A 23,165-nucleotide genomic window follows, 5' to 3' on the forward strand; every position below is an offset into this window, starting at 1 on the left:
CCCTAAAAGGGGCGCGGGGAACTGCGCAATCTTTTAGCGGGGTCCGGGGGCGCAGCCCCCGGGGACGGGACGGGTAGGGGCGGCGGGGGCGGACAAACCCACCGCTCGCGCCAGCCGGGCGTAGGAGTCCGTCAGCGCCGCACGCCCGTGCGTGCTCGTCGTCACCAGGACCTCGTCCGCGCCCGTCTCCTTCACCACCCCCGCCAGCTCCTCCACGACCTCCTCCGCCGTCCCGGCGACATGCCCCCGCAACCCCGCCTCGTACAGCTCCCGCTCCTTCCCCGTCATGACCCGCCCCTCCACCGCCTCCACCGTCGGCAACGGAGGAAACGTCCCCCGCGTCCGGGCGTACGCCATCGCCCACGCCTCCGGAAGCAGCAGCCGCCGCGCCTCGGCGGCCGTGGCCGCCACCGCCACCGTCCCCGAGATCACCACGTACGGCCGCTCGGCCCACCCCGAGGGCCGGAACAGCGCCCGGTACCGCTCGACACCGCGCAGCATCCGCTGCCGGTCCCGCAGATCGCCGACGACCATCGGCAGCCCCGCCCGCGCCGCGATCTCCGCCCCCTCGCCCATGGCGAGGACGAACGGGGGCACCGCCAGCCCCTCCGAGGGACGCGCGTGCACCCCCGTGGGGGAGGTGCCGCGGAACCAGCCGAGCAGCTCCGCCAGCTGCTCCGCGAAGTCGTCGGCGTCCCCCCTGCCCACGCCCAGCGCCCGCCGCACCCCGTCCGTGAAGCCGACCGACCGGCCGAGACCCATGTCGATCCGCCCGGGGAACAGCGACTCCAGCACCCCGCACTGCTCGGCCACCACCAGCGGCCGGTGGTTGGGCAGCATCACCCCTCCCGTGCCGACCCGGATCGTCGCCGTCGCCGCGGCGACGGCCGCCGCCAGCACGGTCGGCGCGGAGCCCGCGACCCCGGGCACGCCGTGGTGCTCGGCGACCCAGAAGCGGTGGAAACCGAGCCGCTCCGCCTCGCGCGCCAGCTCCACCGTGTCCCGCAGCGCCTCACCCGCGTCGTGCCCCTCCCGGATCCGCGACCGGTCGAGCACGGAGAACCTGATACCTGCCAAAACCGAGCTGCTCACACAGGGTTCAACACGACAGCGGCCCCCTGATTCCCGGCCCGCGCCCCCGTCCCCGCCCCCGCATCCGCACCCGCATCCCGCGCCGCGGAAAAATGCGGTGCCCCTGCCCCGCCCCGCTCCCTACACTCCAGGCACACCACATCGCACCGCACTCGGCGGTGCGTCGACGAACGAGGGGAGCCGGCCGTGCGTGACCGCACCGCTGTTCTCGCTCCCCGGGCGCGGTACGAGGTGATCCTCGTGTCCCCGCCGCTCCGGTGCCCGCCGCGCGGCCGGCTCCGGACACCCGTGACGCACGTCTGAACACGCCCGCACCCCGCACCCGCACACCCGGCCCCGTGCACCCGGCCGGTGTCGTGCCGTGCCCCGCCGTGCCGTGCCCCGCCGTGCCGTCCCGGGAATCGCGCGCCCTCCGTCAACCGACCGGATCGTTCCCGAAGGGCCAGGCCGTGCGAAGCCTCCCGAACCGTCAGACCACCCGCCCGCTCGATCCCCGCGGCCCCCTCGCCGCCGTCCGCAACCTCGGCATCCTCGCCCACGTCGACGCCGGCAAGACCACGCTGACCGAGCGGATCCTGTACGCCACCGGCACCACGCACAAGCGCGGCGAGGTGCACGAGGGCACCACCGTCACCGACTTCGACCCGCAGGAGCGCGACCGCGGCATCACCATCTTCGCCGCGGCCGTCAGCTGCGCCTGGGACGGTCACCGGATCAACCTCATCGACACGCCCGGCCACGTCGACTTCGCCGACGAGGTCACCCGCTCCCTGCGGGTGCTCGACGGAGCCGTCGCGGTGTTCGACGCCGTCGCCGGTGTCGAACCGCAGAGCGAGTCGGTGTGGCGTCAGGCCGACCGGTACGGCGTCCCGCGCCTCGCCTTCGTCAACAAGCTCGACCGGGCGGGCGCCGACCTCGACCGGGCGGTGGCCTCCATCCGGGAGCGGCTGCACCCGGCGCCGCTGGTCGTGCAGTTGCCGATCGGCGCGGAGGACGGCTTCACCGGCGTCGTCGACCTGGTGCGGATGCGGGCGCTTCGCTGGGCGGACGGCCGGGACGGCGCCGCGACGGGGCCCGTGCCGGAGGAGCTGCGGGCCGAGGCGGAGCGGCGGCGCCGGCTCCTGGAGGAGACGGTCGCCGGGCTCCACCCGGCCGCGCTGGAGGAGTTCTGCGACCTCTCCCGGCTGAGCGAGGCCACCCTGACCGCGGCCCTGCGCGACCTGACCCGCGGCGGGGACGGCGTGGTGGTGCTGTGCGGCTCGGCCTACCGCAACCGCGGGATCGAACCGCTGCTCGACGCCGTCACCGCCTACCTGCCCTCGCCGGCCGACGTGCCGCCGGTGCGCGGCACGCACGACGGGGCCGAGCGGGAGCGGCCCGCCGACCCCGAAGCGCCGTTCGCCGCCCTGGTGTTCAAGGTGAGCGCCGGCACCACCGGCCGGCTGACCTTCCTGCGCGTGTACGCGGGAACCATGGAGAAGGGAGGAACCGTGTGGGACGCCACCACCGGCCGCACCGAGCGGATCGCGCGCATCCTGCGCGTGCACGCCGACCGGCACGCGCCGCTGGACCGTGCCGTGGCCGGGGACATCGTCGCCGTCACCGGGCTGAAGTCGGTCCGCCCGGGCACGACCCTCTGCGCGCCCGACGCCCCGCTGCTCCTGGAACCGCCGGGCACCACCGAGCCCGTCGTCTCCGTGGCCGTGGAGGCCCGCCGGCGCACCGACACCGGCCGGCTGGCCTCCGCCCTGGCCCGGCTGGCGGAGGAGGACCCCTCCCTGGCCCTGCGGAGCGACCCCGAGACCGGGCAGACCCTGCTGTCCGGCATGGGGGAACTGCATCTGGAGGTCGCCGTGGAGAAGGTCCGCCGCGACCACGGCCTGGAGGTGGCCGTGGGCCGGCCGCGGGTGGCGTACCGGGAGACCCTCGCCCGGCCGGTGCCGGGGCTGGTGTACCGGCACGTCAAACAGGACGGCGGGGCGGGCCAGTTCGCCCATGTCGTGCTGGACGTGGCCCCGCTGGCGGAGACCGGTGACGGCCCGGCGGGCTTCGCGTTCGCTTCGACGGCCGTCGGCGGGCGCGTGCCGCAGGAGTACGTGCGCGCGGTGGAGGCCGGGTGCCGGGACGCCCTCGCCGAGGGCCCGCTCGGCGGTCACCCGGTGGCCGGGGTGCGCGTGACGCTGACGGACGGGGCGACCCACCCGAAGGACTCCTCGGAGATGGCCTTCCGCACGGCCGGCCGTTTCGCGCTGCGCGAGGCGCTCCGGCGGGCGCGGGACACGGGGGCGATGCTGCTCCTCGAACCGGTCGCCGAGGTCACGGTCACCGTGCCGGAGGAGGCCGCGGGCGGGGTGCTGGGCGACCTGGCCGCCCGGCGCGGCCGGGTGTCGCGGTCGGCCGTGACCGCGGGGACGACCGGGGGAGCGGGCACCGCCGTGGTGACCGCCACCGTGCCGCTCGCCGAGCTGTCCGGCTACGCCACGGCGCTGCGCAGCCGTACCCGGGGGCGCGGCACGTTCACCACCCGGCCGCTCGGGTACGCCCCGGTACCGGCGGCGGTGTCGGCGGCGGCACCGGCACCCGGCACGCGCTGAGGACGTCGCCTCTCCGATGCTTTTGTCGCTTTGATGTGTAAATGAGGTGATTCACGAAACCCTAGTGACAGCGTTCGACCCGATATGACCGAATGGCGAACGCCGAATCTCTGTCTCACGCAAGGGGATGGTGGTATGGCTTCCACCGAGTATCTGACCGACGACACGACCGAGGTGCGCGGCACGGAGGTCGAGGCCGCACTGGCACCGGCCGAGGCCGACGGGTACTACCGGGACAGCCGTGAGTGCGCGGCGCTCGCCCTGTCCGGCGGGTCGACCAGCCTGCTGCTCTCGCCGCCGACGCCGCGGCCGAAGAAGGGCTGACGGAGGCAGCCGATGGAGGAATCCGCCACCTCGACGCCCTTGCGGGGCGCGGTGCGCGACCTCACGACCGCCGTGGTCTCCGCTCTGAGGAGCGGAGGCCCCGCGCGGCCGTATCTGCGCACCGGGCAGGGCGAGGCCGCCCTCGCCGCCGTCCGGGTCCTGGGTGCCGACGCGCTGCTGCCGAGCGTGCTGCTCGGCACGCCGCCCGCGCCTGAGGACCTCGTCACCTACCGCGAGGCCCTGAAGGCCTACCCGCCGCCCCCCGGCGCCGCCCCCGCCTCCGTGTGGAGCCACCGCGCGATGGCCCGCACCCTGCACCGATTCGACCCCGGCCCGCCACAACTGCCGGAGCCCGCACCCGAACCCGGCACCGAGGGCCTGCGGGCCGCCCCCTGGCAGACCCTCACCCACCAGCTCGCCGTCCTGGCCCCGCTCGCGGTGCCCGGCGCCGACTGCCCGGTGGCCCGCGTCGCCCGGGACCGCCCGGTGGACCTGGCCCGCGGCTTCGTCCGCGCGGTGCGCCGCCGCGACTGGCCGCAGGCGGCCGGTGCCGGACGGTGGCTCACCCTGCTCGACGGGGTCCCCGACACGCTGGGCCTGGAACCCGGACTGCGGTTCGTCGCCCAGATGGCCGGGGAGGAGCCGCGCGTGACGCTCCACCTGGAGGCGGCCCGGCTGCTGCGCACGGGGGCGGCGGCATGACACGTACGACACCGCCGGTGGTCCGGGAGAGCCCGGCCAGCCGCGTCGGGGCCGCCGCACTGTCATGGGTGTCCGCCCACCGGGAGGGGTTCGCGCTCGACGCGCGGGCCCTCTCCGCGGACGGCGACGTCAACACCAGCTGGAAACCCCTCGGTGAACTCGCCCAGGTCTGCGGCCTCGTCCGCGACCGCACCGACCCGGCCGACCCCCGCCACCGCACCGCCGCGGACCTGCTCGGCTTCGCCTGGCGGCAGACCGGCGACGGCCGCCTGTTCACCGCCCTCCAGCGGCTCGAACCCTTCGCCACCTACCCGCTGGAGGTCTACGCCGCCTTCGCCTCGGCCGGGCTGCGCGAGCCCGGGTACGAGCGCGCCGCCGCCACCGTCGCCGGCACCCGCGGCTGGCGGGCCACCGAACAGGACCCCAACCGGCGGCTCGGGATCCTCAACTCCGAGCGCCGCGGCGGCCTGACGCGCCACGGACCCGTCGCACCCGCCCTGCGCCGCACCTGGCTCGGCGCGCTGCCCGAGCCGTGGACCTTCGAGCGCGCCGCCGGATACACGCTCACCCACGTCGTCTTCCACCTCACCGACTGGGGCCGCGCCCCCGACGGCGTACCGCCCGACCTCGCCGGCTACCTCGGCCACTGGCTCCCGCCCTGGCTCGACACCTGCCTCGAGGGCCGGCAGTGGGACCTCGCCTGCGAGTTGACGGCGGTCGCGGTGAGCCTGCCGACGGCCCCCGACCGCGCGCTGCTGCACGACGCCTGGACACGCCTCGCGGCCGCCCAGCACGCCGACGGGGCACTGCCCGAGACCGGGGGCACCGCCGGCGCCCCCGCCCCGTCGGGCTTCCGTGGCTGCTACCACTCCACCCTCATGGCCGCCTTCGCCGCCGCCCTCACCGTCGCCCGCCTCGACGACGAGAACACCCCCGCCCCGACGGTACCCGCGACCCCAAGGAGCACGCCGCGATGACCAGCACCCGCCTCGTGCACGACGTCGGGGTCCGCGCCATCGAGTGGCTGCACGCCCACCGTGACGGCTTCCGGCTCGAACCCGACGTCGACCCCGAGACCGGCTTCCTGGAGCGGTTCAAGCCGGTCGGCGAACTCGCCCTGATCTGCGCCGTGCTGTTCCGCGAGGGCGTGGCCGGCTCCCGCCAGGCCAAGCTCGCCCGCCAGCTCCTCGACCACGCCTGGCGCCACACCCTGGACGGCGGCCGGATGCTGGTGCGCGGCCGGCGCGTCGAGCCGATCTCGCCCATCCCCTTCGAGGTGTACCTCCCCTTCCGCGAACTCGGCTACCGCCACCCGGAGGTGGAGGCGGCGGCCCGCCTCCACCACGGGCTCACGAGCACCGAGGCGTTCGCGATGACACCCACCCGCCGGCTCGGACTCTCCGCGTTCCAGCGCCGGTTCGGGCTCCCGCCGCGCCCGCCGGAGGCCGAGGTCGTCGGCCGCACCTGGCTGGGCCGTACCCCCGAACCGTGGACCGTCGAGGGACACATCGCCTACGACGTCACGCACACCGTCTTCCACCTCACCGACTGGGGCGAGCGCCCCGACGGGCTGCCGCCCCGCCTCGCCGACTATCTCGCCACCTGGCTCCCGGTCTGGCTCGACGACTGGCTGGACCTCCAACGCTGGGACCTGCTCGGCGAGTTGCTCGTCGTCGACGCCTGTCTGCCCCGGCCCACGCTCGACGAACGGGCCTGGGCGGGCTTCGCCGCCGCCCAGCAGCCCGACGGCGCCATGCCCGCCCTGCGCACCATGCCCGAGGGCGACCCCGAGGACGTCTTCGACATCGTCTACCACCCCACCCTGGTCGCCGCCTTCGCCTCCGTGCTCGCCACCTCACGGTCGCTGTCACGGCTCGCGGGTGCCACGGCATGAGCGCCCCCGCCCGCCCCCACCGCCCGGCGCCCTTGGACGACGAGGAGGCCCTGCGCCGCCGTCTCGACGCCGCCGTGACCGCCGTCGACGCCCCCGACGTCGTCCTCGCCCTCTCCCACCACGGCCACCGCACGGTCCACCACGGCGGCACCCGCACCCCGCCGCCCGTACCCCGCGAACACCTGCGGTACGAGACCGGCTCCGCCTCCAAGGTCTACGCCGGGCTGCTCCTGGCCCACCTCACCGCGACCGGCCGGCTGTCCGGCGGCGAACCCGCCGCCCGCTGCCTGGACCCCCGCCGCCCCGTCGGCCCGGACCCCGTCATCCTCACCCACCTGATCACCCACACCGCCGGACTGCCCCGGCTGCCCGCCGACTTCTACCCCCGCGCGCTGCCCGCCTGGCGCACCAACCCCTACGCCCGCTACTCCGCCGAACGCGTCGTCGCCGCCTTCGTGCGCCACCGCCCCCGGCACCGCCCCGGCACCCGCTGGCGCTACTCCAACTTCGGCGTCGCCGTCCTCGGCCACGCCCTCGCCGCCGCCCTCCAGACCCCCTGGGACACCCTCCTCGCCGAGGAGGTGCTGCGCCCGCTCGCCCTGACCGGCACCGCCCTCACGGCCACCGGACCGGACGCCGACGCCACCGGCCACCGCGGCGACGGCACCCCCGTGCCCGCGCTCGACGCCGGCGGCTTCCGCGCCGCGGGAGCCGTCCGGGCCACCCCCGGCGACCTGCTCACCCTCCTGGAGGCCCACCTCGACCCCCCGCCCGGCTCCCCCCTCGCCGGGGCACTGCACGCGGTGCGCCGGCCGGTGCTGCGGCGCGGACTCGGACACCGGCACGAGCACACGCTCACCTGGTTCCGGCACCCCACCGGCCACGGGCCGATGTACTTCCACTCCGGGGCCACCCTCGGCCAGCAGACCTTCCTCGGCTTCCGGCCCGACACGGGCACGGCCCTGGCGGCCGTCTGCACCCGCCGGTTCCGCGCCCGCGACCCGTTCGTACCGACCGCGTACGCGCTGCTCGCCGAGGGCGTCCGGGGCCCCGCCCCCGGCACACCCTGAGGGCGGCCGCGCCGGGTCAGGGGGCCGCGCCGGTCAGGGCGAGGAACTCGGCGCGGGAGCGGGCGTCGGAGCGCAGCAGACCGAGCAGGGTGGAGGTCATGGTGCTGCTGCCGGCGGCGCGCACGCCGCGCAGGGTCATGCAGGAGTGTTCGGCCTCGATCACCACCCCGACGCCCTTGGGCTCCAGTTGGGTCTCCAGCCAGTCGGCGACCTGTTTGGTCAGGCGTTCCTGGACCTGCGGACGGCAGGCGAAGTGCTCGACGACCCGGGCCAGCTTGGACAGGCCGAGGATCCGCGCGCCGGGCAGGTAACCGACGTGCGCCACACCGACGAACGGCAGCAGATGGTGCTCGCAGACGGACCGCACGGGGATGCGGCGGGCCAGGACGAGTTCGTCGTAGTGCTCGTCGTTGGGGAAGGTGGTCAGGTCGAAGGCGCGCGGGCTGAACAGCTCGGCGTAGGCGCGCGCCATCCGGCCCGGTGTGCCGCGCAGGCTCTCGGAGGCGGTGGAGACGCCGAGGGCGGCCAGGAACTGCCCGGCCGCGGTTTCCGCCGCGGCCAGGTCGAGCGCCCGGGGCTCGTCGACGACCCGGAGGGCGGGCCGGGCCGGCCGGGTCTCCTCCGCGTCGCGCGCCGGTATGCGGGCGGTGGCACGGTCGGGGCGTTCGGTCATGTCAGCTGCCCCCCACACCCAGGGCGGTCAGCAGGACCAGGACGAGGGTGACCACCGCGAGCAGGCCGTGTGCCACCACCACCGCCACGGGGAAGTGCCGTTCGGCCGGAACGGCCGCCTCGGCACCCGGGCCCGAGGCGGCGGCGGCCGCGACACGGCCGCGGTGGACGGGGATCCAGCGGGCCAGCATCACGAATCCCAGCAGGGCGACCGGCAGCAGCAGACCGAACGCCGTCCAGGCGAGAGCGGTCTTGTCGGCCACGACGTAGACGATCCACACCACCAGGCCGACGGCGGCCAGGGCGAAGTGGCCGAAGAGGACCGGGGCGGGCAGGCGGCTGGTGCCGGACTGCTGCTGCTGGATGCCGCCACGCCGGATCCAGGTGCCGAGCAGGTAGAAGCCGCCGAGAGCGGTGACCACCCAGGCGATGAGTGCGGCGATGTCCATGAGGAACTCCAGGGGGAACGGGGGTGAGGGGCGGCCGGCGGGACCCGGTCGCCGGGCGGGGAAGGTGGGCCGGGGCCGCTCAGGCGGCGGGGCGCGCGTTCCGCGGGCGGCCGCCGGTGGTGTACCCCTCGGCCTGGGTGTGCTCGTCGGCGACGCGGACGCCGTACCGGTAGGCGAGCTTGCCGCCCAGGAACCCCGAGACACCGAGCGCCGCCACGCTGATCGCGGACAGCACCAGCCTGCCGATGCCCACGCTTCCCCCGTCGGTGTAGTCGGCGTGCCGCCACAGGAAGTTGACGACATAGGCGGCGGTCACCAGCAGGTTCAGCGTCATGTGGAGCAGGGCGGTGCGGAAGGCCGGGGTGGCCGTCGGGATCGCGAACAGGTCGAGGAACCCGACCACGGCCGCGAGCAGCGCGCCGATCACGCCGACGGCGATCAGCCACTCCGAGGCCTGGGTCAGGAAGCCCGGCCGGTCGACGACGTGCGAGGCGATGTCGAACACCAGGCTGGTCACCCAGGCACCGATCGGCACGGTCACCAGGATCGGGTGGAACGGATGGCCGTACGGGCCGGCGAGCGGGGCGCTGACCGGACGCTTCGCCTGCGGGGGAGACTGATCGGACATGACGACCTCCAGTAGTTTCACCAACCATTGTTGGTTTAATTGCTGGGGGGTGTCAAGGTGCCCAGATGGAGGACCCTTGGGAACACTTGTGCCTACGCGCGTGGGAGTTACTGTGGACGCGTGGCTTACGAATCCTCCTCACGGGCCGACGCGGCCGACCGCGCCATCGACTCCGTCAGCGCGCTGAGCGAGGACTCGCGGCGGCGCATGTTCCTCTTCATCCGCCGCGCCGGTCACGCCGTCACCCGCGACGAGGCCGCCGCGAGCGCCGGGATATCCAGCAAGCTCGCCGCCTTCCACCTCGACAAGCTCGTCGACGCCGGCCTCCTCCGGGCCCGCTACGAGGCACCGGGCGGCATCCGCAAGGTCGGCAGGCGGCCCAAGGTGTACGAGCCCACCGACGCGCAGATCACCGTGAACATCCCCGACCGGCGCCACGAGCTCCTGGCGGACCTCCTCCTGGACGCCGTCCTGACCGAGGGTGCCGACGAGAACGCCGCGCAGGCGGCCGTGCGCAGCGCGGAACGACGCGGCCGGCACATGGGCCGCAGCGCGCGGGAGGAGACCCGCCCGGGACGGCTGGGCCCCGAGCGCGGACTGACCGCGTGCGAGCGCCTGCTGGACGAGTACGGCTACGAACCCGTCCGGGAGACCCCCACCCGGCTCCGGCTGCGCAACTGCCCCTTCCACCCGCTGGCGAGCAGGGCGCCCGACCTGGTGTGCGGCATGAACCAGGCCTTCCTCTCCGGCTGCCTGAGCGGGCTGGAGGTCAACGGGGTGCGGGCCGTCCTGGCTCCCGAGCCCGGGGAGTGCTGCGTGCGGCTCACCCCGGGCGACACCGAGGACGAGGACCGGACGGCCCGTGAGGAGCGGGCGGCTCCCGAGGACCGGACGGCCGAGGACGGCTGACGCCGGCGGAGCCGGCCGCCGCCGGTCGGGCCGTGGGCCCACCGGCACGCGGCCGGGACCCGCGCCGCGGGCCCCGGCCGGTGGTGCGCGACGCCGTCGCGCCGCGCGGAACTCAGACCTTCTGCCACAGCGCCGGCGTCGTGGCCGGCTGCCACGCGCCCTGCGCCTGGTGCGGCTGAAGGCACACATAGGTGACACCGCCGTACGTCACCTTCGCGCCCACGTCGTACACCGCGCCCGCCGCCCAGGTGCCGGACTGCGGCTCCGGTGTGGTGCCCGGCGTCTCGGTGGTGGCCGTGTCGGTGGTGAGCGTCAGACCGAAGGCGCTCAGCGCCGGGTTGACCGGCTGGTAGTACGTCGTCCCGCCGCTGGTGCAGTCACCGGAGCCGCCGGAGGTGACACCCTGCGCCTGGCTGCCGGAGACGTACGGGCCGCCGGAGTCGCCGGGTTCGGCGCACACCGTCGTCCGGGTCACCCCGTCGACGGTGCCCTCCGGGTAGGTCACGCTCGTGTCGTGCTCCTCGATGGTGCCGCAGTGCCAGCCCGTGGTGGAGCCCGAGCGGCAGACCGAGGCGCCCACCAGCGCCTCCACCGAGCCGGACACCGTCACGTCCGCGCCGCCCTCGCCCTTGACGTGCGGGGTGGCCGTCCAGTCGTCGTTGGTGGCGACCCACGAGTAGTCGTGGCCGGGGAACACCGAGTCCTGGAAGGTGCCCTGGGCCACCTGGTTGTACCCGGTGGTCGTGTCGCCCTTGCTGCCGCAGTGCCCGGCGGAGACGAAACCCTGCTGTTCGCCCTTGGTGACGGAGAACCCGACGGAGCAGCGGGCCTCGTCGTTGATGTAGTACGCGTCGCCGCCCGTGATGTCGTACAGCGCGCGCGGCTGGTCCTTGGACACCTTCACCGCGACCCGCGTCCGGTCCACCTTGGCGGCCTTCACCAGCGCGTCCGCCGCGGCCCTGCTGGTGGCCTGCACGGTCACCCGGTTGTTGCGGATGTCGACGTACCGCACCGGGGTCTGCCGCCCCTTCGTGACGGCGGCCGCCTTGTCCAGCTTCGTCTTCACGCTCCGCAGGTCGGCCAGGGCCACCTTGACGACCTTGGCGTCGGCGCCGCCCGCCTCGATGGCGGCGACGTCCGCCTTGTCCGTGGTGGCGACGGTCAGCCCGGCCGACGTCTTCCCGTGCACCCACGCACCGGCGAAGCGGGTGCCGAGCGCGTTGTGCAGCCGGCCCGCCCGGGTGCCGGCCTCCGCCTCGTTCGTCAGCCGCTGCCGGGCCTGGGCCGCGGTCAGCCCCAGGTCGCGCCGGAGCGCGTGCAGGACCTCGGCCGAGGGCCGGTCGGCGCCGAGCGTCCGGGCCGCCGAGGGGCCGTCGGCGGGCGGCACGGACGAGGCGGTGGCCGTCGCCTGGGACGGGTTCGCCAGCACGAGCGAACCGAGCACGGTCAGGACGGCACAGCCTGCGCCGACGTGTCTACGGGCCATCAGGTGGTACTCCCTCAGCTTCGACGGAACGGGGAACCTCGCGGAACCTCTCGAAGCCGTAGGCATTGCCGCAAACGCGGCAAAAGATGCCGGGATTGACCCGTTCCGGGGGCGCGGGGCGGGGGAGAGCCCGCCGGGGCCGGGCGGGGGTCCGCTGTGTGATGAATGTCCGCGTGCGTCCGCCCGTGCGGAGGACGGCCGGTCCGTGCGTTCGTCAGCGGGACGGCTCCCAGCTCCTCCGTCCGTGGGACGAGCGGGGTTTTCGTTCGCGTGTCGCGCGGTCGCCCTGCCAGCGTGGGCCCGCCCGGGGCGAGCGCCCCGGCAGGCGGAAGGAGTCGAAGGTGACGGTTGGTGAAGCCCGTACGGGGATGCGTCGGGCGGTCGTCCTGGCCATGGGAGGCGGACTGATGCTCCTCCCCGTCGGCACCGCGCACGCCGACGGCGGCCTCGCCACGGGGTCGGCGACCGGCCGGGTGACCGAGGTGGCCTACCCCGTGGCGGAGACGGTGCTGCGGGAGGCCCCGACGATGCTGCCGGAGGAGGTGGCCCGGGTCGGGTCTAGGCGGTCAACGGAATCCTGAGCGTGAACGTGGTCGCCCCGGGGCCGCCCGTCACGTCGACGGTGCCGCCGTGCGCCTCGACCAGGGACCGGACGACCGCGAGCCCCAGCCCGCTGCCGCCGCGGTCGCGGCTGCGGGCCTTGTCGACACGGTAGAACCGGTCGAAGATCCGCCCCCGGTCGGCGGCCGGTATCCCGGGACCGGCGTCGGTGACCCGGACGACGGCGGTGCCGGGACCGGCGGGCGCGGTAACGGGACCGGGGGCGGTGCCGGTGACGCCGTGCCCGCCGGGCGCGTCGGCCGGTGTCCGTGCGGGCGCCGGGTGCGGTGCCTGACGGGGCGCCGGTACCGGCGTCTTCGCCGGGCGCGGTGTCTCCACCGACACCCCGACCGACACCTCCGTACCGGGCGGGGTGTGCACCGCCGCGTTGGTCAGCAGATTGTCCACCACCTGCCGGATCCGGCCCGGGTCGAGCCGCAGCCGCAGCTCGCCCGGTCCCGCCGTCACGGTCAGCGGACGGTCCGGGTGGCTCGCGCGGAACGCGTCCGCCGCCCGCCGCACCAGCTCCACCAGATCGGTCTCCTCCACCCGCAGCGGCGCCTCCACCTCCGCCGCGTCCAGCCGGGCGAGCAGCAGCAGATCGTCCAGGAGTACGCCCATCCGGGCCGCCTCGGCGCGCAGCCGGGCCAGGTGCCGGTCCCGTTCCTCGGGGGAGTGGGCGGGCGCGTACTGGAACAGGTCCGCGTACCCGCGCACCGACATCAGCGGGGTGCGCAGCTCGTGCGAGGCGTCCGCGACGAACCGCCGCAGCCGCCGCTCGGCCTCCGCGCGGACCGCGAGCGAGCCGTCGATGTGCTCCAGCATGGTGTTGAACGCCGAGCGCAGCTCCTCGATCTCCGGGGCCCCGCTGCGGCCGTCGGCGCGCACCGGCAGCCGCCCGGAGTCGGTCAGATCGTGCGAGGTGATGTCGTGCGCGGTGGCCGCCAGGTCGCTCAGCGGCTTCAGCCCGCGCCGCAGCACCGCACGCCCGGCCACCACCAGCGCGAGGAGCGCCGCCGCGAACGTCACCACCTGCACCGTGATCAGCCGCCGCGTGGTCGCCTGCACGTCCGCCAGCGGCGCCGCGCTGACCAGCACCACCCCGTGCTCCACCGGGCAGGCCCGCAGCAGATACGTGCCCTCGCCGGGGATCCGGGCGGTGCGGGTCAGATGCTCGGAGCCGGAGGCCGGCTGCGCCTCGGCGACGGCCGCGAGGGCGTCGGTGTCGGCGGGCACGTCGGCGGGGCGGCGCAGCTCGGCGTGGCCGTCCTTCACCTCGTACACGGCGGTGTACCAGCCGTAGTACGGCCGCCGCTCCACCGTGCCGTGCACCTTGGCGTCCTTGGTCTGCACGACCTGCACCAGCTTCATCTGCTCGGCGAGCTGACGCTCCTGGTACTGCCGCATGTACATCGTCAACGCCGTGCCGACCACCGCGAACACCACCAGCGACAGCGCGCCCACGCCCAGCGCGAGCCGGGTGCCGAGGCGGAGCCGCCGGGGCGTCCCCAGCAGCCCGCGGCGCGCCCGGCGTCTCACTCGGCGGCCCGCCGGGCCACGTAGCCGACCCCGCGCACGGTGTGGATCAGCGGCACCGCGCCGCCGTCGGTCGCCTCCAGCTTGCGGCGCAGCCGGCTGACGACCAGTTCCACCACGTTGGACCGGCCGCCGAAGCCGTACTGCCAGACGTCGTCCAGGATCTGCGCCTTGGTCAGCACGGCGGGCGACTTGCGCAGCAGACAGCGCAGTACGTCGTACTCGGTCGGGGTGAGCGCGAGCAGATGGTCGCCGCGGCGGACCTCGCGGGTGTCCTCGTCCATCGTCAGGTCCGCGACCCGCAGCACGGCGCGCGCGCCGCCGGGCCCGGCGCTGCGGCGCAGCACCGTGCGGAGCCGGGCCATCAGCTCCTCCACGGCGAACGGCTTGACCAGGTAGTCGTCGCCGCCCCGGGTGAGCCCGGCGACGCGGTCGGCGACGCCGTCGCGGGCGGTGAGGAACACGACGGGGACGGACATGCCGGCGCCGCGCAGCCGGTCGAGCACGCCGAAGCCGTCGACGCCGGGGAGCATCAGGTCGAGCACGACGATGTCCGGCCGGAACGCGGCGGCACGTCTGAGCGCCTCCTCACCGGAGTACGCCGTGACCGCCTCCCAGCCCTCGTAACGGGCGACGGTGGCCACGAGATCGGCGATGGGGGGATCGTCGTCCACGACGAGCAGCCGAACGGGGTTCACGCCTCCATTCTGCGATACGCGGAACGGAGGCGGAGTCCGGGTACCCGCGCCCCTGGCTTTTCAGGGGCGCGGGGAACTGCGCAATCCGCTCAGCCCTCGTCGTCCAGCCGGAACCCCACCTTGAGACCCACCTGGTAGTGCTCGATCTCCCCGTTCTCGATATGGCCCCGGACCTGGGTCACCTCGAACCAGTCCAGGTTCCGCAGCGTCCGGGACGCCCGCGAAACCCCCTTGCGGATCGCGTCGTCGATCCCCTCCGTCGAGCTGCCGACGATCTCGGTCACCCGGTACACGTTGTCGGACATACGAATCGCTCCTCTCCACGGTGACGCACACACGCACACACACGTCACTCCACCGTGCCGCAGACGGCGCCACCCCGCGAGGCGGCGCCGCCCCACCGGTCAGCGGACCGTGCTGAGCGAGAGCGCGAACCTCCCGCCGCTGTCCGTCCACCAGTGGCCGAGCTCCAGCCCGGCCGCGGCCAACTCCCCGCGTACCCCGTCCTCGCGGAACTTCGCCGAGACCTCCGTACGGAGTTCCTCGCCCGCCGCGAAGTCGACGGCCAGTCCGAGCGCGCGGATCTTCACGGTCTGGGCGGTGCGCGACCGCAGCCGCATCTCGATCCACTCGCGTTCGGCGTCCCACAGGGCGACGTGGTCGAACGCGTCGGGATCGAAGTCGCCGCCCAGTTCACGGTTGACGACGTTCAGGACGTTCTTGTCGAACGCGGCCGTCACTCCCGCCGCGTCGTCGTACGCGGCGACGAGCACCGACTCGTCCTTGACGAGGTCCGTGCCGAGCAGCAGCGCGTCCCCGGGGGACAGCAGCGCCCGTACGGAGGCGAGGAACGCCGCCCGCTCCTCGGGGATCAGGTTGCCGATGGTGCCGCCGAGAAACGCCACGAGCCGGGGCCCGGGAGTGTCCGGCAGGGTGAGGGAGGCGGTGAAGTCGGCGAGCAGCGCGTGCACGTCGAGCCCCGGGTACTCCTCGGCCAGCGCCCGGCCCGCCTGGCGCAGGGCGCTGTCGCTGACGTCGACGGGCACGTAGGTGCGCAGCTCGGTCAGGGCGTCCAGCAGGTGCCGGGTCTTCTCCGAGGAGCCGGAGCCGAGTTCGACGAGGGTGCGCGCACCGGACGCCGCGGCGATCTCGCCCGAGCGGGCCATCAGGATCTCCCGCTCGGCGCGCGTCGGGTAGTACTCGGGCAGTTCGGTGATCTTCTCGAACAGTTCGCTGCCGTGGGCGTCGTAGAACCACTTCGGCGGCAGCCACTTGGGGGTACTGGTGAGGCCGCGCCGCACGTCGGTGCGGAGCGCGGTGTCGGTGGCGCCCTCGGGGAGGGTGCGGGTGAGAAGGAACGGGCTCACGTGCGGGGCTCCTTCGGTGGTGCGGTGGGCGCGGGCGGCACCGGGTGGTCGGGCTCGGGCTCCTTGAGGGGAGTGAGCAGGACCTCGGTGCGGCTCGCGGCGAGCAGGGTGCGGTCGGGAACCTCGCGCCAGCGCGGGTCGTCGTCGTAGGGCTCGGAGGCGACGACCGTGCGCCGGCCGGGTTCGGTCAGGTACCAGAGCGTGTCGCCCCAGGCGGTGGCGGCGATCGTGTCGCCGTCGGTGAGCAGCAGGTTGAGCCGGGAGCCGGGGGCGGCCGCGGCGACGTCGAGGACCGTGTCGGCCAGCGCCTGGCCGGGCTCGTCGCCGCCGCGCAGCCGGTTGAGCGCGAGCGCCCAGACCAGCGCGGAGTCGTTGCGCGCCGCCAGGGCGAGCACCTCCTCGGCCGGCAGGGTGCGCGCGAGCGCCGCGAGGGAGCCGGGCCAGCCGGTGACGGCGCCGTTGTGGCTGAACAGCCACCGGTCACCGGCGAACGGGGCCGCCGCGGCCTCCGCGTCCGCGCCCGACAGCGTGGCGTCCCGGACGGCGGCGAGCACCGCGCCCGAGCGCACCACCCGTGCCAGGTCCGCGAACGACAGGTCGGCCCAGATCGGCCCGGCCCGCCGGTAGCGGGCGGGCACCGGGTCGCCGTCGGCGTACCAGCCGACGCCGAAGCCGTCGGCGTTCACCGTCCCGTACCGCTGCCGGCGGGGCGCCCACGACTGCCGGTACAGCGCGTGCGGCGGCGCCACGAGCAGCGCGCCCAGCGGCTCGGGCGGACCGAGGTACGCCACGTGCCGGCACATCAGACGGCCTCCGGCCCGGCGTCCCGCGCGGTGCGGAAGCCGGAGAAGATCTGCCGCCGGATCGGATAGTCCCAGTTGCGGAAGGTGCCCCGGCAGGCCACCTGGTCCACGGCGAACGAACCGCCGCGCAGCACCTTGTACTCGGGGCCGAAGAACACCTCCGAGTACTCCTTGTACGGAAACGCGCTAAAGCCCGGGTACGGCGCGAAGTCGCTCGACGTCCACTCCCAGACGTCGCCGATCAACTGCCGTACGCCCAGAGGTGATTCGCCCTCCGGGTAGCTGCCGGCCGGGGCCGGGCGCAGATGGCGCTGGCCGAGGTTGGCGTGGGCCGGACCGGGGTCGGCGTCGCCCCACGGGTAACGCCGGGAGCGACCGGTGGCCGCATCGAAGCGGGCGGCCTTCTCCCACTCGGCCTCGGTCGGCAGCCGACGCCCGGCCCAGCGGGCGTAGGCGTCCGCCTCGTACCAGCTCACGTGCAGCACCGGCTCGTCCGGCGGTACGACCTCCGTGACGCCGAACCGCCGCCGCAGCCACTGTCCGCCCTCGCGGCGCCAGAACTGCGGCGCCCCGATGGAGTGGGCGCGGATGTGCGCCCAGCCCGCCGGGTGCCACCAGCGCTCGTCGTCGTAGCCGCCGGCCGCCATGAACCGCTGGTAGGCGGCGTTGGTGACGGGCACGGTGTCGATGTGGAAGGCGGCCACCTGGCGCCGGTGCGCGGGCCGTTCGTTGTCCAGCGACCAGGGCTCGGTGGACGTCCCCATGGTGAACGGGCCGCCGGGGACCAGGACTTCGGCCGGACCGTCGTACGGCGGCACGGGCGCCGGATCCGGGGCGGTGAGCGCCTGCGGGCCCCGGCGCAGCTGGTGGGTGATGAGCATGGTCTCGTCGTGCTGCTGCTCGTGCTGGGCGATCATGCCGAAGGCGAAGCCCGCCTCGGTCAGCGCCCGGTCGCCTCGGAAGGCGGTGGACTCCAGCACGTCCAGCGCCCGGCCGCGCACCTCGGCGGCGTAGCGACGGGCCTCCTCGGGCGGCAGCAGCGGCAGCGAGGGCCGTTCGGCGCGCGGGTGCTCGAACGCGTCGTACAGCCCGTCGATCTCCGGCCGCATCGCCTCGCGCCCGGCCACCGCGCGCAGCAGCCAGAGCTCCTCCTGGTTGCCTATGTGCGCCAGATCCCACACCAGCGGGGACATCAGCGGCGAGTGCTGGGCGAGCAGATCGGGTTCCTCGACGCACTCGGTGAGCAGCGCGGTGCGCTCCCGTGCGGTGGTCAGCGCGTCCAGCGCGCGGTTCCGCAGCGCCTCGGGGTCGGTGTCCGTGGGGGGTGTCGGGGAGGTGGACTCGGTCATGTGCGCGGTTCCTTCCCGTGGTGGTGCGCGAGCAGGTCGTCGGCGGGGCAGCGGCCCCGGGCCACGTAACGGTCGGTGAAGTCGGCGACGGCCGCCCGTACGGCGTCGTCGGCGCCGAGCCGGGGCAGGGCCTCGGCGGCGGCGGCGAAGCAGACGGCGGCGGCCTCGCGCAGCTCCGGATCGGCGAGGCCCTCACGGGCCGCCGTCGTCCACAGCGGATTGCGCGGGGCCGTGCGCCCGTCCGCCCGCTCCGCGAGGGGCTTGACCGTGCGGTACGCGGTCTCGGCGGCCTCCGGGTCGTCGAACAGGGCGGTCGTCACCGCCAGCGGCACGATCCAGCCGTCCTCGCCGGGCTGGGCGTCGATCATCCGCAGCTCCAGATGACCGCGCGGCCGCACCGGCGGGAACAGCGTGGTGAGGTGGTACTCCAGATCGGCCCGGGTCGGGCCGTCGGCCGACCGGGTCCACTCCCGGAAGGTCAGCCCCTCGGGCACCTGCCAGGGACCGTCGTCCCGGCGCACGCACATCACGGGCGCGTCCAGCACCCGTTCGGCCCACGCGCCCCGGGGATCGCGGCCGAGAAGCGGGGCGCCGCTGCGCCCCGGGTCCATCGAGGTCCACAGGTACTGCCGGGTCGAACGCCAGCCCGTGGGACGGCCGCGGGCCACGGGGGAGTGCGCGAACGCGGCGACCAGCACCGCGCCCAGGGTGTGCGCCAGCCACCAGCGCCTGCCGTGGCCGAGCGGGCCCGGCTCCTCGTACCCGGCGTCCAGGCACACCTGGACGGAGGCGGAGGAGCACATCATGGCCCGGCCCTCGGGACCGGTGCGGTCCAGACAGGCCTCCATGGCGTCGTAGCGCGGCTGCCGGAGGTAGCGGACGGGGGGATTCCACGGCTCGTGACCGCAGCCGTACAGGCCGAGGCCGTCCGCGCGCAGGACGGCGCGGACCGTGTCGAGATCGGCGGAGACGGACCGTACGCACTCCATCAGGGAGGCGGCGGGAGCGGAACTCAGCTCCAGCTGGCCGCCGGGTTCGACGGTGAGCGCCGAACGCAGGGGCACGGTCCGCAGCGCGGCATAGGCCGCGTCGAGACGTTCGGGTGGTACGGGCAGCCGCGGTCGCAGCGGCTCATGGACGAGCCATTCCAGTTCGACACCGAGACGACGGGGCGGGCCGGTCTTGAAGCAGATGCCTCGGACCAGCGCCTCCACCTCCGCCTCGGTGAGCGCGGTGCGATCCTCCGCACCGTCACTACAGTCGCTCACCGCATCGGACATGTCGGGATCCTCCTGAGATTCCACCATGCCGCCGGTCCGGTACCGGGTGGGGCCGGGCCGACAACGCTCGTCCCACCCAAACCTCTCGACGCCGTTCGCACAAGGGGGCGAATCGGTGCACAGGGGACCGGCGTAGGGAGAAACTCCGTTGCCGCTCGGGACCAGCATCGCCCACGATGCGTGCATGAGCACGACGGGGAGGCGCGCCCGAGGGGGCGTGCGGGGAGAGGGCGCGCGCGGCGCGCTCACGGCGTCCACGGGGGTGATGCCGTGAGCGCCCGCCTGCGCGACCTCGCGCGGCAGACGCAGGAGATCGTGGAGCGGGGCGGGTACCGGGCCCCCGGGGGCCGCGAGGTGCCGCTCGCCGCGGCGGTCGAGGCCGCGCGGGCGGGGACGCGGATGTACGGGCCGGGGGCGGTGCGGCTCGCCGAAGGGGCCTCGGGGGCCTCGGGGGAGGGGTCGCGGGCGCCGGTGGCCGTGGAGGTCACGGGGGAGAGCAGTCTGGAGGCGGCGCGGCGGCTGGTGGGGGGTGCGGGTTCCGCCGAGGCCGCCGCCCCGCCCGTCGATGTCGCTGCCGATGGCTTGGTCGCCGGTGCCGCCGCTGATGCCCAGCCCGCCGATGGCTCGGTCGCCGTGCTGAACTTCGCCTCGGCCCGGAATCCGGGCGGCGGCTTCCTCAACGGCGCCCAGGCGCAGGAGGAGGCGCTGTGCCGCTCGTCGGCGCTGTACGCCTGCCTGCGCGAGGTCCGCGCGTTCTACGACCACCACCGGGAGCACCGCGACCCGCTCTACACCGACCGGGTCGTCCACGCGCCCGGGGTCCCCGTCTTCCGTGACGACGACGGCCGGCTGCTCGACGAGCCGTACCGGGTCGCGTTCCTCACCGCGGCGGCGCCCAACGCGGGCGTGCTGCTGAGCCGTGCGCCGGAGCGCGCCGCCGAGCTGCCGCGCGCCCTTGCGGTCCGGGCCGAGCGGGTCCTGGAGGTCGCCGCCCTGCACGGACACCGGCGGCTGGTCCTGGGCGCCTGGGGATGCGGGGTGTTCCGCAACGACCCGGCTCAGGTGGCCGCCGCGTTCCGGGGCCACCTGGCGGACGGCGGCCGGTTCGCGGACCGCTTCGACCGGGTCGTCTTCGCGGTCCTGGACCGTACGAAGGGGGCGACGGTGCGCGGCGCGTTCGCGCGCACGTTCGGTTAGACGGCTGCCGGGGCCGGGGCCGGGGCCGGGCCGGTCCGGAGCCGCCGTCGTGCCGGGACCGCTCAGCGCCAGCCGTAGCGCTCCCGCAGCCGGTGCACCACGGAGTTGAACCGCATTCGGTCCAGCGCACACGCCTCGCGCCGCATGCCGTCCTCGTGCAGCCGCAGCACCCGGTCCACGTCGACCCACGAGTCCCGCCCCGAGCGGTCCCACGGCCCGCTCCCGATCGCCACCCACTCCCGGTCACCGTCGTGCCGCTTGCTGGACAGCTGTACCGCGAGCAGCGTCCCGCCCGGCTCACGGGCGACGACGAGGACGGGTCGGTCCTTCCCGCGCCCGTCGTTCTCCTCAAAGGGCACCCAGGTCCAGACGATCTCCCCGGGGTCCGGGTCGCCGTCGTGCGCGGGGGAGTACTCGGTCCGTACCGGACCCACCTGGCGCGGATCGGCCTCGGTGGTGGCGGAGGGGCCGTAGCGGCCGGGTACGGGAACGTCCTGATCGGGAAAGGCAGTCACGCGCACACGGTAGCCTCCCGGCGCGCGACACACCGTGGGTCCCCGTTCGAACACGCGTCCACCAGCGCGAACGCCCTTTCGCGCGCGGGAAGTTCACCCGCTCCCCGTTCGTTCGCGGCCTTCTGGAAAAATGACGTACGTCATGGTGCACATACCCGACCGGTCCACCGTCCCGCCGTCCGCCCCGCGCTCCGTACCGACGAGCGCGGATGTGGCGCGCCTGGCGGGAGTGTCCCGGGCAACCGTCTCCTACGTCCTCAACAACACCAGTGCCGTACGGATCAGCGAACCCACCCGCCGGCGCGTCCGCGAGGCCGCCAAGGAACTGGGGTACGTCCCGCACGCCGCCGCCCGCAGCCTGCGCGCCGGCCACAGCCGCATGGTGCTCATGCCCGCCCCCGAGGTCCCGGCCGGCCCGCTGTACAGCCAGTTCATCAACGAACTGCAATGGGCGCTCGGCCGCCTCGACTACACCGTCGTCCAGTACGGCCAGGTCGGCCTGCGGGGCGACGAGGCCGCGCGCGCCTGGGCCGAACTGCGCCCCGTGGCGGTGCTGCTGCCCGGCGGCGGGCTCGGCCCGGAGGGCGTCGCGGTGCTGAAACGGTCGGGCGCCCGCGCGGTGGTGACCATGGGGACCGAGCGCATCGAGGGTGCGCACGCGCTCCTCATGAACCACGCGGAGGTTGGCCGCGACGCCGGCCTCCACCTGTACGCCCGCGGCCGGCGCCGCATCGGCGTGGTGATGCCCGAGGAGCCCGGACTGGAGGCGTTCTCGGCGCCCAGGCTGGAGGGCGTACGGCAGGCGGTGGAGGGCAAGGACGCCACCGTCACGGTGCTCCCGCTCGCCTACGACGAGGACGCCGCCACCGAACTCGCCTCGCGCTGGCGGGAGTTGAACCTCGACTCGGTGTTCGCCTACAACGACGAGTACGCGATGCTGCTGATGCGGGCGCTTCAGGACAACGGTGTCGTGATCCCGGACGACACGGCGGTCGTCGGCGCCGACGACCTCATGCTCGGCCGCCTCCTCCGCCCCCGCCTCACCACGGTCCACCTGGAACTCCCGTCCGGCCGCACCCTGGCCGAACTCGTCGACCACGCAGTCCAGAACGACACGGCCCCACCGGAGGTGAGACAGGTCCTGGGCGCACACGTGGTACCGAGGGAATCGAGCTAGGAGAGAACATCGGGGCTGTGTTTATCTGCGCGGCTCCGCCGCAGGGGCGCGAGCACTTACCGTGCCCCGATAGGGGCGCGGGACTGTGTCTTTGCGCGGCTTCGCCGCCGTGCGCGCGAGCACTCACCGTGCCCCGTCAGGGGCGCGGGGAACTGCGCGAGAAGCCCCCACTCACCCGCACCCGCTCCCCAACCCCACCCACCCGAGCTCTCCCTCTCCCGCGCCCTTCCCACCCCTCGGGGGGCCTGGGGGCGGAGCCCCCAGGTAAGGGACGGGAAGGGTAGGGGCGGCGGGGGCGAAAACCTACTCGCCCGCACCCCCCTGCGCCGCCTGCTGCTCCGCCACAGCCTTCCGCACCTCATCCATGTCCAACTTCCGCGCCTGCCCAATGACATCCGTCAACGCCGCCTCCGGCAACGCCCCCGGCTGCGCGAACACCGCAACCCGATCCCGCACGATCATCAACGTCGGGATCGACTGGATCCCGAACGCCTGCGCAAGCTCCGGCTGCGCCTCCGTGTCCACCTTGCCGAACACCAGGTCGGGGTTCTCCTCCGCCGCCTTCTCGTACACCGGGGCGAACTGCCGGCACGGCCCGCACCAGGACGCCCAGAAGTCGATCAGGACGAAGTCGTTGTCCTTGACCGTCTCGTCGAAGTTGTCCTTGGTGAGCTCCACGGTGCTGTTGCTCATGGCGTGTATCCCTCTTCCTGGTATCGGGTGAGCCGTCGACGCCAACGGCGCGGGCCGGCCGGCTATTCCCGTGCGTGCCCGGAGGCTGTTCCCCGGGCATCCCCGCGCGCGTACCCGTGTGGCCACCGCG

At 74.6% G+C, this 23,165-nt stretch carries 23 protein-coding genes; 9 read left to right on the forward strand and 14 right to left on the reverse strand.

The window, feature by feature from the left end; genetic code table 11:
• Positions 1-33: 33 nt before the first annotated feature.
• A complete protein-coding gene (locus OIE12_RS28925; RefSeq protein WP_329140332.1) occupies positions 34-1,056 on the reverse strand; it encodes an MsnO8 family LLM class oxidoreductase in 1,023 nt (340 codons plus the stop codon).
• A 485-nt stretch (positions 1,057-1,541) separates the two neighbouring features.
• Between OIE12_RS28925 and fusA the strand changes: the two genes are divergently transcribed.
• The 6 genes from fusA to OIE12_RS28955 all read left to right on the forward strand — a co-directional run bounded on the left by fusA (position 1,542) and on the right by OIE12_RS28955 (position 7,676).
• Positions 1,542-3,686: an elongation factor G gene (fusA, locus tag OIE12_RS28930; protein WP_329140334.1), complete on the forward strand. Its 2,145-nt coding sequence runs from the start codon at positions 1,542-1,544 to the stop codon at positions 3,684-3,686.
• Between the two features lie 135 nt (positions 3,687-3,821).
• Positions 3,822-4,010, forward strand: a complete 189-nt coding sequence (locus tag OIE12_RS28935) for a hypothetical protein (RefSeq protein WP_030378491.1) — start codon at positions 3,822-3,824, stop codon at positions 4,008-4,010.
• Between the two features lie 12 nt (positions 4,011-4,022).
• Positions 4,023-4,712 (forward strand): hypothetical protein, encoded by a 690-nt coding sequence (locus OIE12_RS28940; protein WP_329140337.1) that lies wholly within the window; start codon positions 4,023-4,025, stop codon positions 4,710-4,712.
• Complete coding sequence (locus tag OIE12_RS28945) at positions 4,709-5,689, forward strand: DUF6895 family protein (RefSeq protein WP_329140339.1); 981 nt, start codon at positions 4,709-4,711, stop codon at positions 5,687-5,689. The genes OIE12_RS28940 and OIE12_RS28945 overlap by 4 nt, the downstream gene beginning before the upstream one ends.
• Positions 5,686-6,606 (forward strand): DUF6895 family protein, encoded by a 921-nt coding sequence (locus tag OIE12_RS28950; protein WP_329140341.1) that lies wholly within the window; start codon positions 5,686-5,688, stop codon positions 6,604-6,606. The genes OIE12_RS28945 and OIE12_RS28950 overlap by 4 nt, the downstream gene beginning before the upstream one ends.
• Positions 6,603-7,676, forward strand: a complete 1,074-nt coding sequence (locus tag OIE12_RS28955) for a serine hydrolase domain-containing protein (RefSeq protein ID WP_329140343.1) — start codon at positions 6,603-6,605, stop codon at positions 7,674-7,676. Before OIE12_RS28950 ends, OIE12_RS28955 begins: the two co-directional genes overlap by 4 nt.
• 16 nt (positions 7,677-7,692) lie before the next feature.
• Here OIE12_RS28955 and folE read toward each other — a convergent pair whose 3' ends face one another.
• The 3 genes from folE to OIE12_RS28970 all read right to left on the reverse strand — a co-directional run bounded on the left by folE (position 7,693) and on the right by OIE12_RS28970 (position 9,425).
• Positions 7,693-8,349, reverse strand: a complete 657-nt coding sequence (folE, locus tag OIE12_RS28960) for a GTP cyclohydrolase I FolE (protein WP_329140345.1) — start codon at positions 8,347-8,349, stop codon at positions 7,693-7,695.
• 1 nt (position 8,350) lies between these two features.
• Positions 8,351-8,797 (reverse strand): hypothetical protein, encoded by a 447-nt coding sequence (locus OIE12_RS28965; RefSeq protein ID WP_329140347.1) that lies wholly within the window; start codon positions 8,795-8,797, stop codon positions 8,351-8,353.
• Between the two features lie 79 nt (positions 8,798-8,876).
• Positions 8,877-9,425, reverse strand: coding sequence for a DUF2231 domain-containing protein (locus OIE12_RS28970; protein ID WP_329140349.1), 549 nt, complete (start codon positions 9,423-9,425; stop codon positions 8,877-8,879).
• Positions 9,426-9,545: 120 nt separating this feature from the next.
• On the opposite strand from OIE12_RS28970, the gene OIE12_RS28975 reads away from it, so the two are divergent.
• On the forward strand, positions 9,546-10,334 hold the full coding sequence (locus OIE12_RS28975) for a helix-turn-helix transcriptional regulator (RefSeq protein ID WP_329140351.1): 789 nt from the start codon (positions 9,546-9,548) through the stop codon (positions 10,332-10,334).
• A gap of 112 nt (positions 10,335-10,446) precedes the next feature.
• Here OIE12_RS28975 and OIE12_RS28980 read toward each other — a convergent pair whose 3' ends face one another.
• The 8 genes from OIE12_RS28980 to egtA form a co-directional block, all read right to left on the reverse strand.
• Positions 10,447-11,820 carry a carbohydrate-binding protein gene (locus OIE12_RS28980; RefSeq protein ID WP_329140353.1) on the reverse strand — a complete coding sequence of 458 codons (1,374 nt, stop codon included), beginning with the start codon at positions 11,818-11,820 and terminating at the stop codon, positions 10,447-10,449.
• A gap of 558 nt (positions 11,821-12,378) precedes the next feature.
• The gene (locus OIE12_RS28985) at positions 12,379-13,959 is read right to left on the reverse strand and encodes a sensor histidine kinase (protein ID WP_329140355.1); all 1,581 of its coding nucleotides are present in this window, start codon (positions 13,957-13,959) and stop codon (positions 12,379-12,381) included.
• Complete coding sequence (locus tag OIE12_RS28990; RefSeq protein ID WP_329140357.1) at positions 13,956-14,654, reverse strand: response regulator transcription factor; 699 nt, start codon at positions 14,652-14,654, stop codon at positions 13,956-13,958. Before OIE12_RS28990 ends, OIE12_RS28985 begins: the two co-directional genes overlap by 4 nt.
• 89 nt (positions 14,655-14,743) lie before the next feature.
• A complete protein-coding gene (locus OIE12_RS28995) occupies positions 14,744-14,959 on the reverse strand; it encodes a dodecin (protein WP_329140359.1) in 216 nt (71 codons plus the stop codon).
• A gap of 99 nt (positions 14,960-15,058) precedes the next feature.
• Positions 15,059-16,021, reverse strand: coding sequence for an L-histidine N(alpha)-methyltransferase (gene egtD / locus OIE12_RS29000; protein WP_329140360.1), 963 nt, complete (start codon positions 16,019-16,021; stop codon positions 15,059-15,061).
• A complete protein-coding gene (gene egtC, locus OIE12_RS29005) occupies positions 16,018-16,824 on the reverse strand; it encodes an ergothioneine biosynthesis protein EgtC (RefSeq protein WP_329140362.1) in 807 nt (268 codons plus the stop codon). The genes egtD and egtC overlap by 4 nt, the downstream gene beginning before the upstream one ends.
• A complete protein-coding gene (gene egtB, locus OIE12_RS29010) occupies positions 16,824-18,173 on the reverse strand; it encodes an ergothioneine biosynthesis protein EgtB (protein WP_329140364.1) in 1,350 nt (449 codons plus the stop codon). Before egtB ends, egtC begins: the two co-directional genes overlap by 1 nt.
• The gene (egtA, locus tag OIE12_RS29015; protein ID WP_329140366.1) at positions 18,170-19,453 is read right to left on the reverse strand and encodes an ergothioneine biosynthesis glutamate--cysteine ligase EgtA; all 1,284 of its coding nucleotides are present in this window, start codon (positions 19,451-19,453) and stop codon (positions 18,170-18,172) included. The genes egtB and egtA overlap by 4 nt, the downstream gene beginning before the upstream one ends.
• 270 nt (positions 19,454-19,723) lie before the next feature.
• Between egtA and OIE12_RS29020 the strand changes: the two genes are divergently transcribed.
• Complete coding sequence (locus tag OIE12_RS29020; RefSeq protein ID WP_329140368.1) at positions 19,724-20,650, forward strand: TIGR02452 family protein; 927 nt, start codon at positions 19,724-19,726, stop codon at positions 20,648-20,650.
• Between the two features lie 62 nt (positions 20,651-20,712).
• Here the strand turns inward: OIE12_RS29020 and OIE12_RS29025 are convergent, their stop codons facing one another.
• Positions 20,713-21,165: a type II toxin-antitoxin system PemK/MazF family toxin gene (locus OIE12_RS29025; RefSeq protein WP_329140370.1), complete on the reverse strand. Its 453-nt coding sequence runs from the start codon at positions 21,163-21,165 to the stop codon at positions 20,713-20,715.
• Positions 21,166-21,295: 130 nt separating this feature from the next.
• On the opposite strand from OIE12_RS29025, the gene OIE12_RS29030 reads away from it, so the two are divergent.
• Positions 21,296-22,342 (forward strand): LacI family DNA-binding transcriptional regulator, encoded by a 1,047-nt coding sequence (locus OIE12_RS29030; protein ID WP_329140371.1) that lies wholly within the window; start codon positions 21,296-21,298, stop codon positions 22,340-22,342.
• 303 nt (positions 22,343-22,645) lie between these two features.
• Here the strand turns inward: OIE12_RS29030 and trxA are convergent, their stop codons facing one another.
• Positions 22,646-23,035, reverse strand: coding sequence for a thioredoxin (trxA, locus tag OIE12_RS29035; protein ID WP_329140373.1), 390 nt, complete (start codon positions 23,033-23,035; stop codon positions 22,646-22,648).
• Positions 23,036-23,165 lie beyond the last annotated feature (130 nt).

Source organism: Streptomyces sp. NBC_00670 (assembly GCF_036226765.1).
Taxonomy (GTDB): Bacteria; Actinomycetota; Actinomycetes; order Streptomycetales; family Streptomycetaceae; genus Streptomyces.

Excerpts from the sequence above, each read along its gene's own strand:
- egtA (WP_329140366.1), bottom strand. The coding sequence starts at position 19,453 with ATGTCCGATGCGGTGAGCGACTGTAGTGACGGTGCGGAGGATCGCACC.
- egtC (WP_329140362.1), bottom strand. The coding sequence starts at position 16,824 with ATGTGCCGGCACGTGGCGTACCTCGGTCCGCCCGAGCCGCTGGGCGCG.
- OIE12_RS28950 (WP_329140341.1), top strand. The coding sequence starts at position 5,686 with ATGACCAGCACCCGCCTCGTGCACGACGTCGGGGTCCGCGCCATCGAG.
- OIE12_RS28995 (WP_329140359.1), bottom strand. The coding sequence starts at position 14,959 with ATGTCCGACAACGTGTACCGGGTGACCGAGATCGTCGGCAGCTCGACG.
- OIE12_RS28955 (WP_329140343.1), top strand. The coding sequence starts at position 6,603 with ATGAGCGCCCCCGCCCGCCCCCACCGCCCGGCGCCCTTGGACGACGAG.
- OIE12_RS28970 (WP_329140349.1), bottom strand. The coding sequence starts at position 9,425 with ATGTCCGATCAGTCTCCCCCGCAGGCGAAGCGTCCGGTCAGCGCCCCG.
- egtB (WP_329140364.1), bottom strand. The coding sequence starts at position 18,173 with ATGACCGAGTCCACCTCCCCGACACCCCCCACGGACACCGACCCCGAG.
- OIE12_RS28935 (WP_030378491.1), top strand. The coding sequence starts at position 3,822 with ATGGCTTCCACCGAGTATCTGACCGACGACACGACCGAGGTGCGCGGC.
- OIE12_RS29030 (WP_329140371.1), top strand. The coding sequence starts at position 21,296 with ATGACGTACGTCATGGTGCACATACCCGACCGGTCCACCGTCCCGCCG.
- OIE12_RS28945 (WP_329140339.1), top strand. The coding sequence starts at position 4,709 with ATGACACGTACGACACCGCCGGTGGTCCGGGAGAGCCCGGCCAGCCGC.
- folE (WP_329140345.1), bottom strand. The coding sequence starts at position 8,349 with ATGACCGAACGCCCCGACCGTGCCACCGCCCGCATACCGGCGCGCGAC.
- OIE12_RS28940 (WP_329140337.1), top strand. The coding sequence starts at position 4,023 with ATGGAGGAATCCGCCACCTCGACGCCCTTGCGGGGCGCGGTGCGCGAC.
- OIE12_RS28980 (WP_329140353.1), bottom strand. The coding sequence starts at position 11,820 with ATGGCCCGTAGACACGTCGGCGCAGGCTGTGCCGTCCTGACCGTGCTC.
- OIE12_RS28965 (WP_329140347.1), bottom strand. The coding sequence starts at position 8,797 with ATGGACATCGCCGCACTCATCGCCTGGGTGGTCACCGCTCTCGGCGGC.
- trxA (WP_329140373.1), bottom strand. The coding sequence starts at position 23,035 with ATGAGCAACAGCACCGTGGAGCTCACCAAGGACAACTTCGACGAGACG.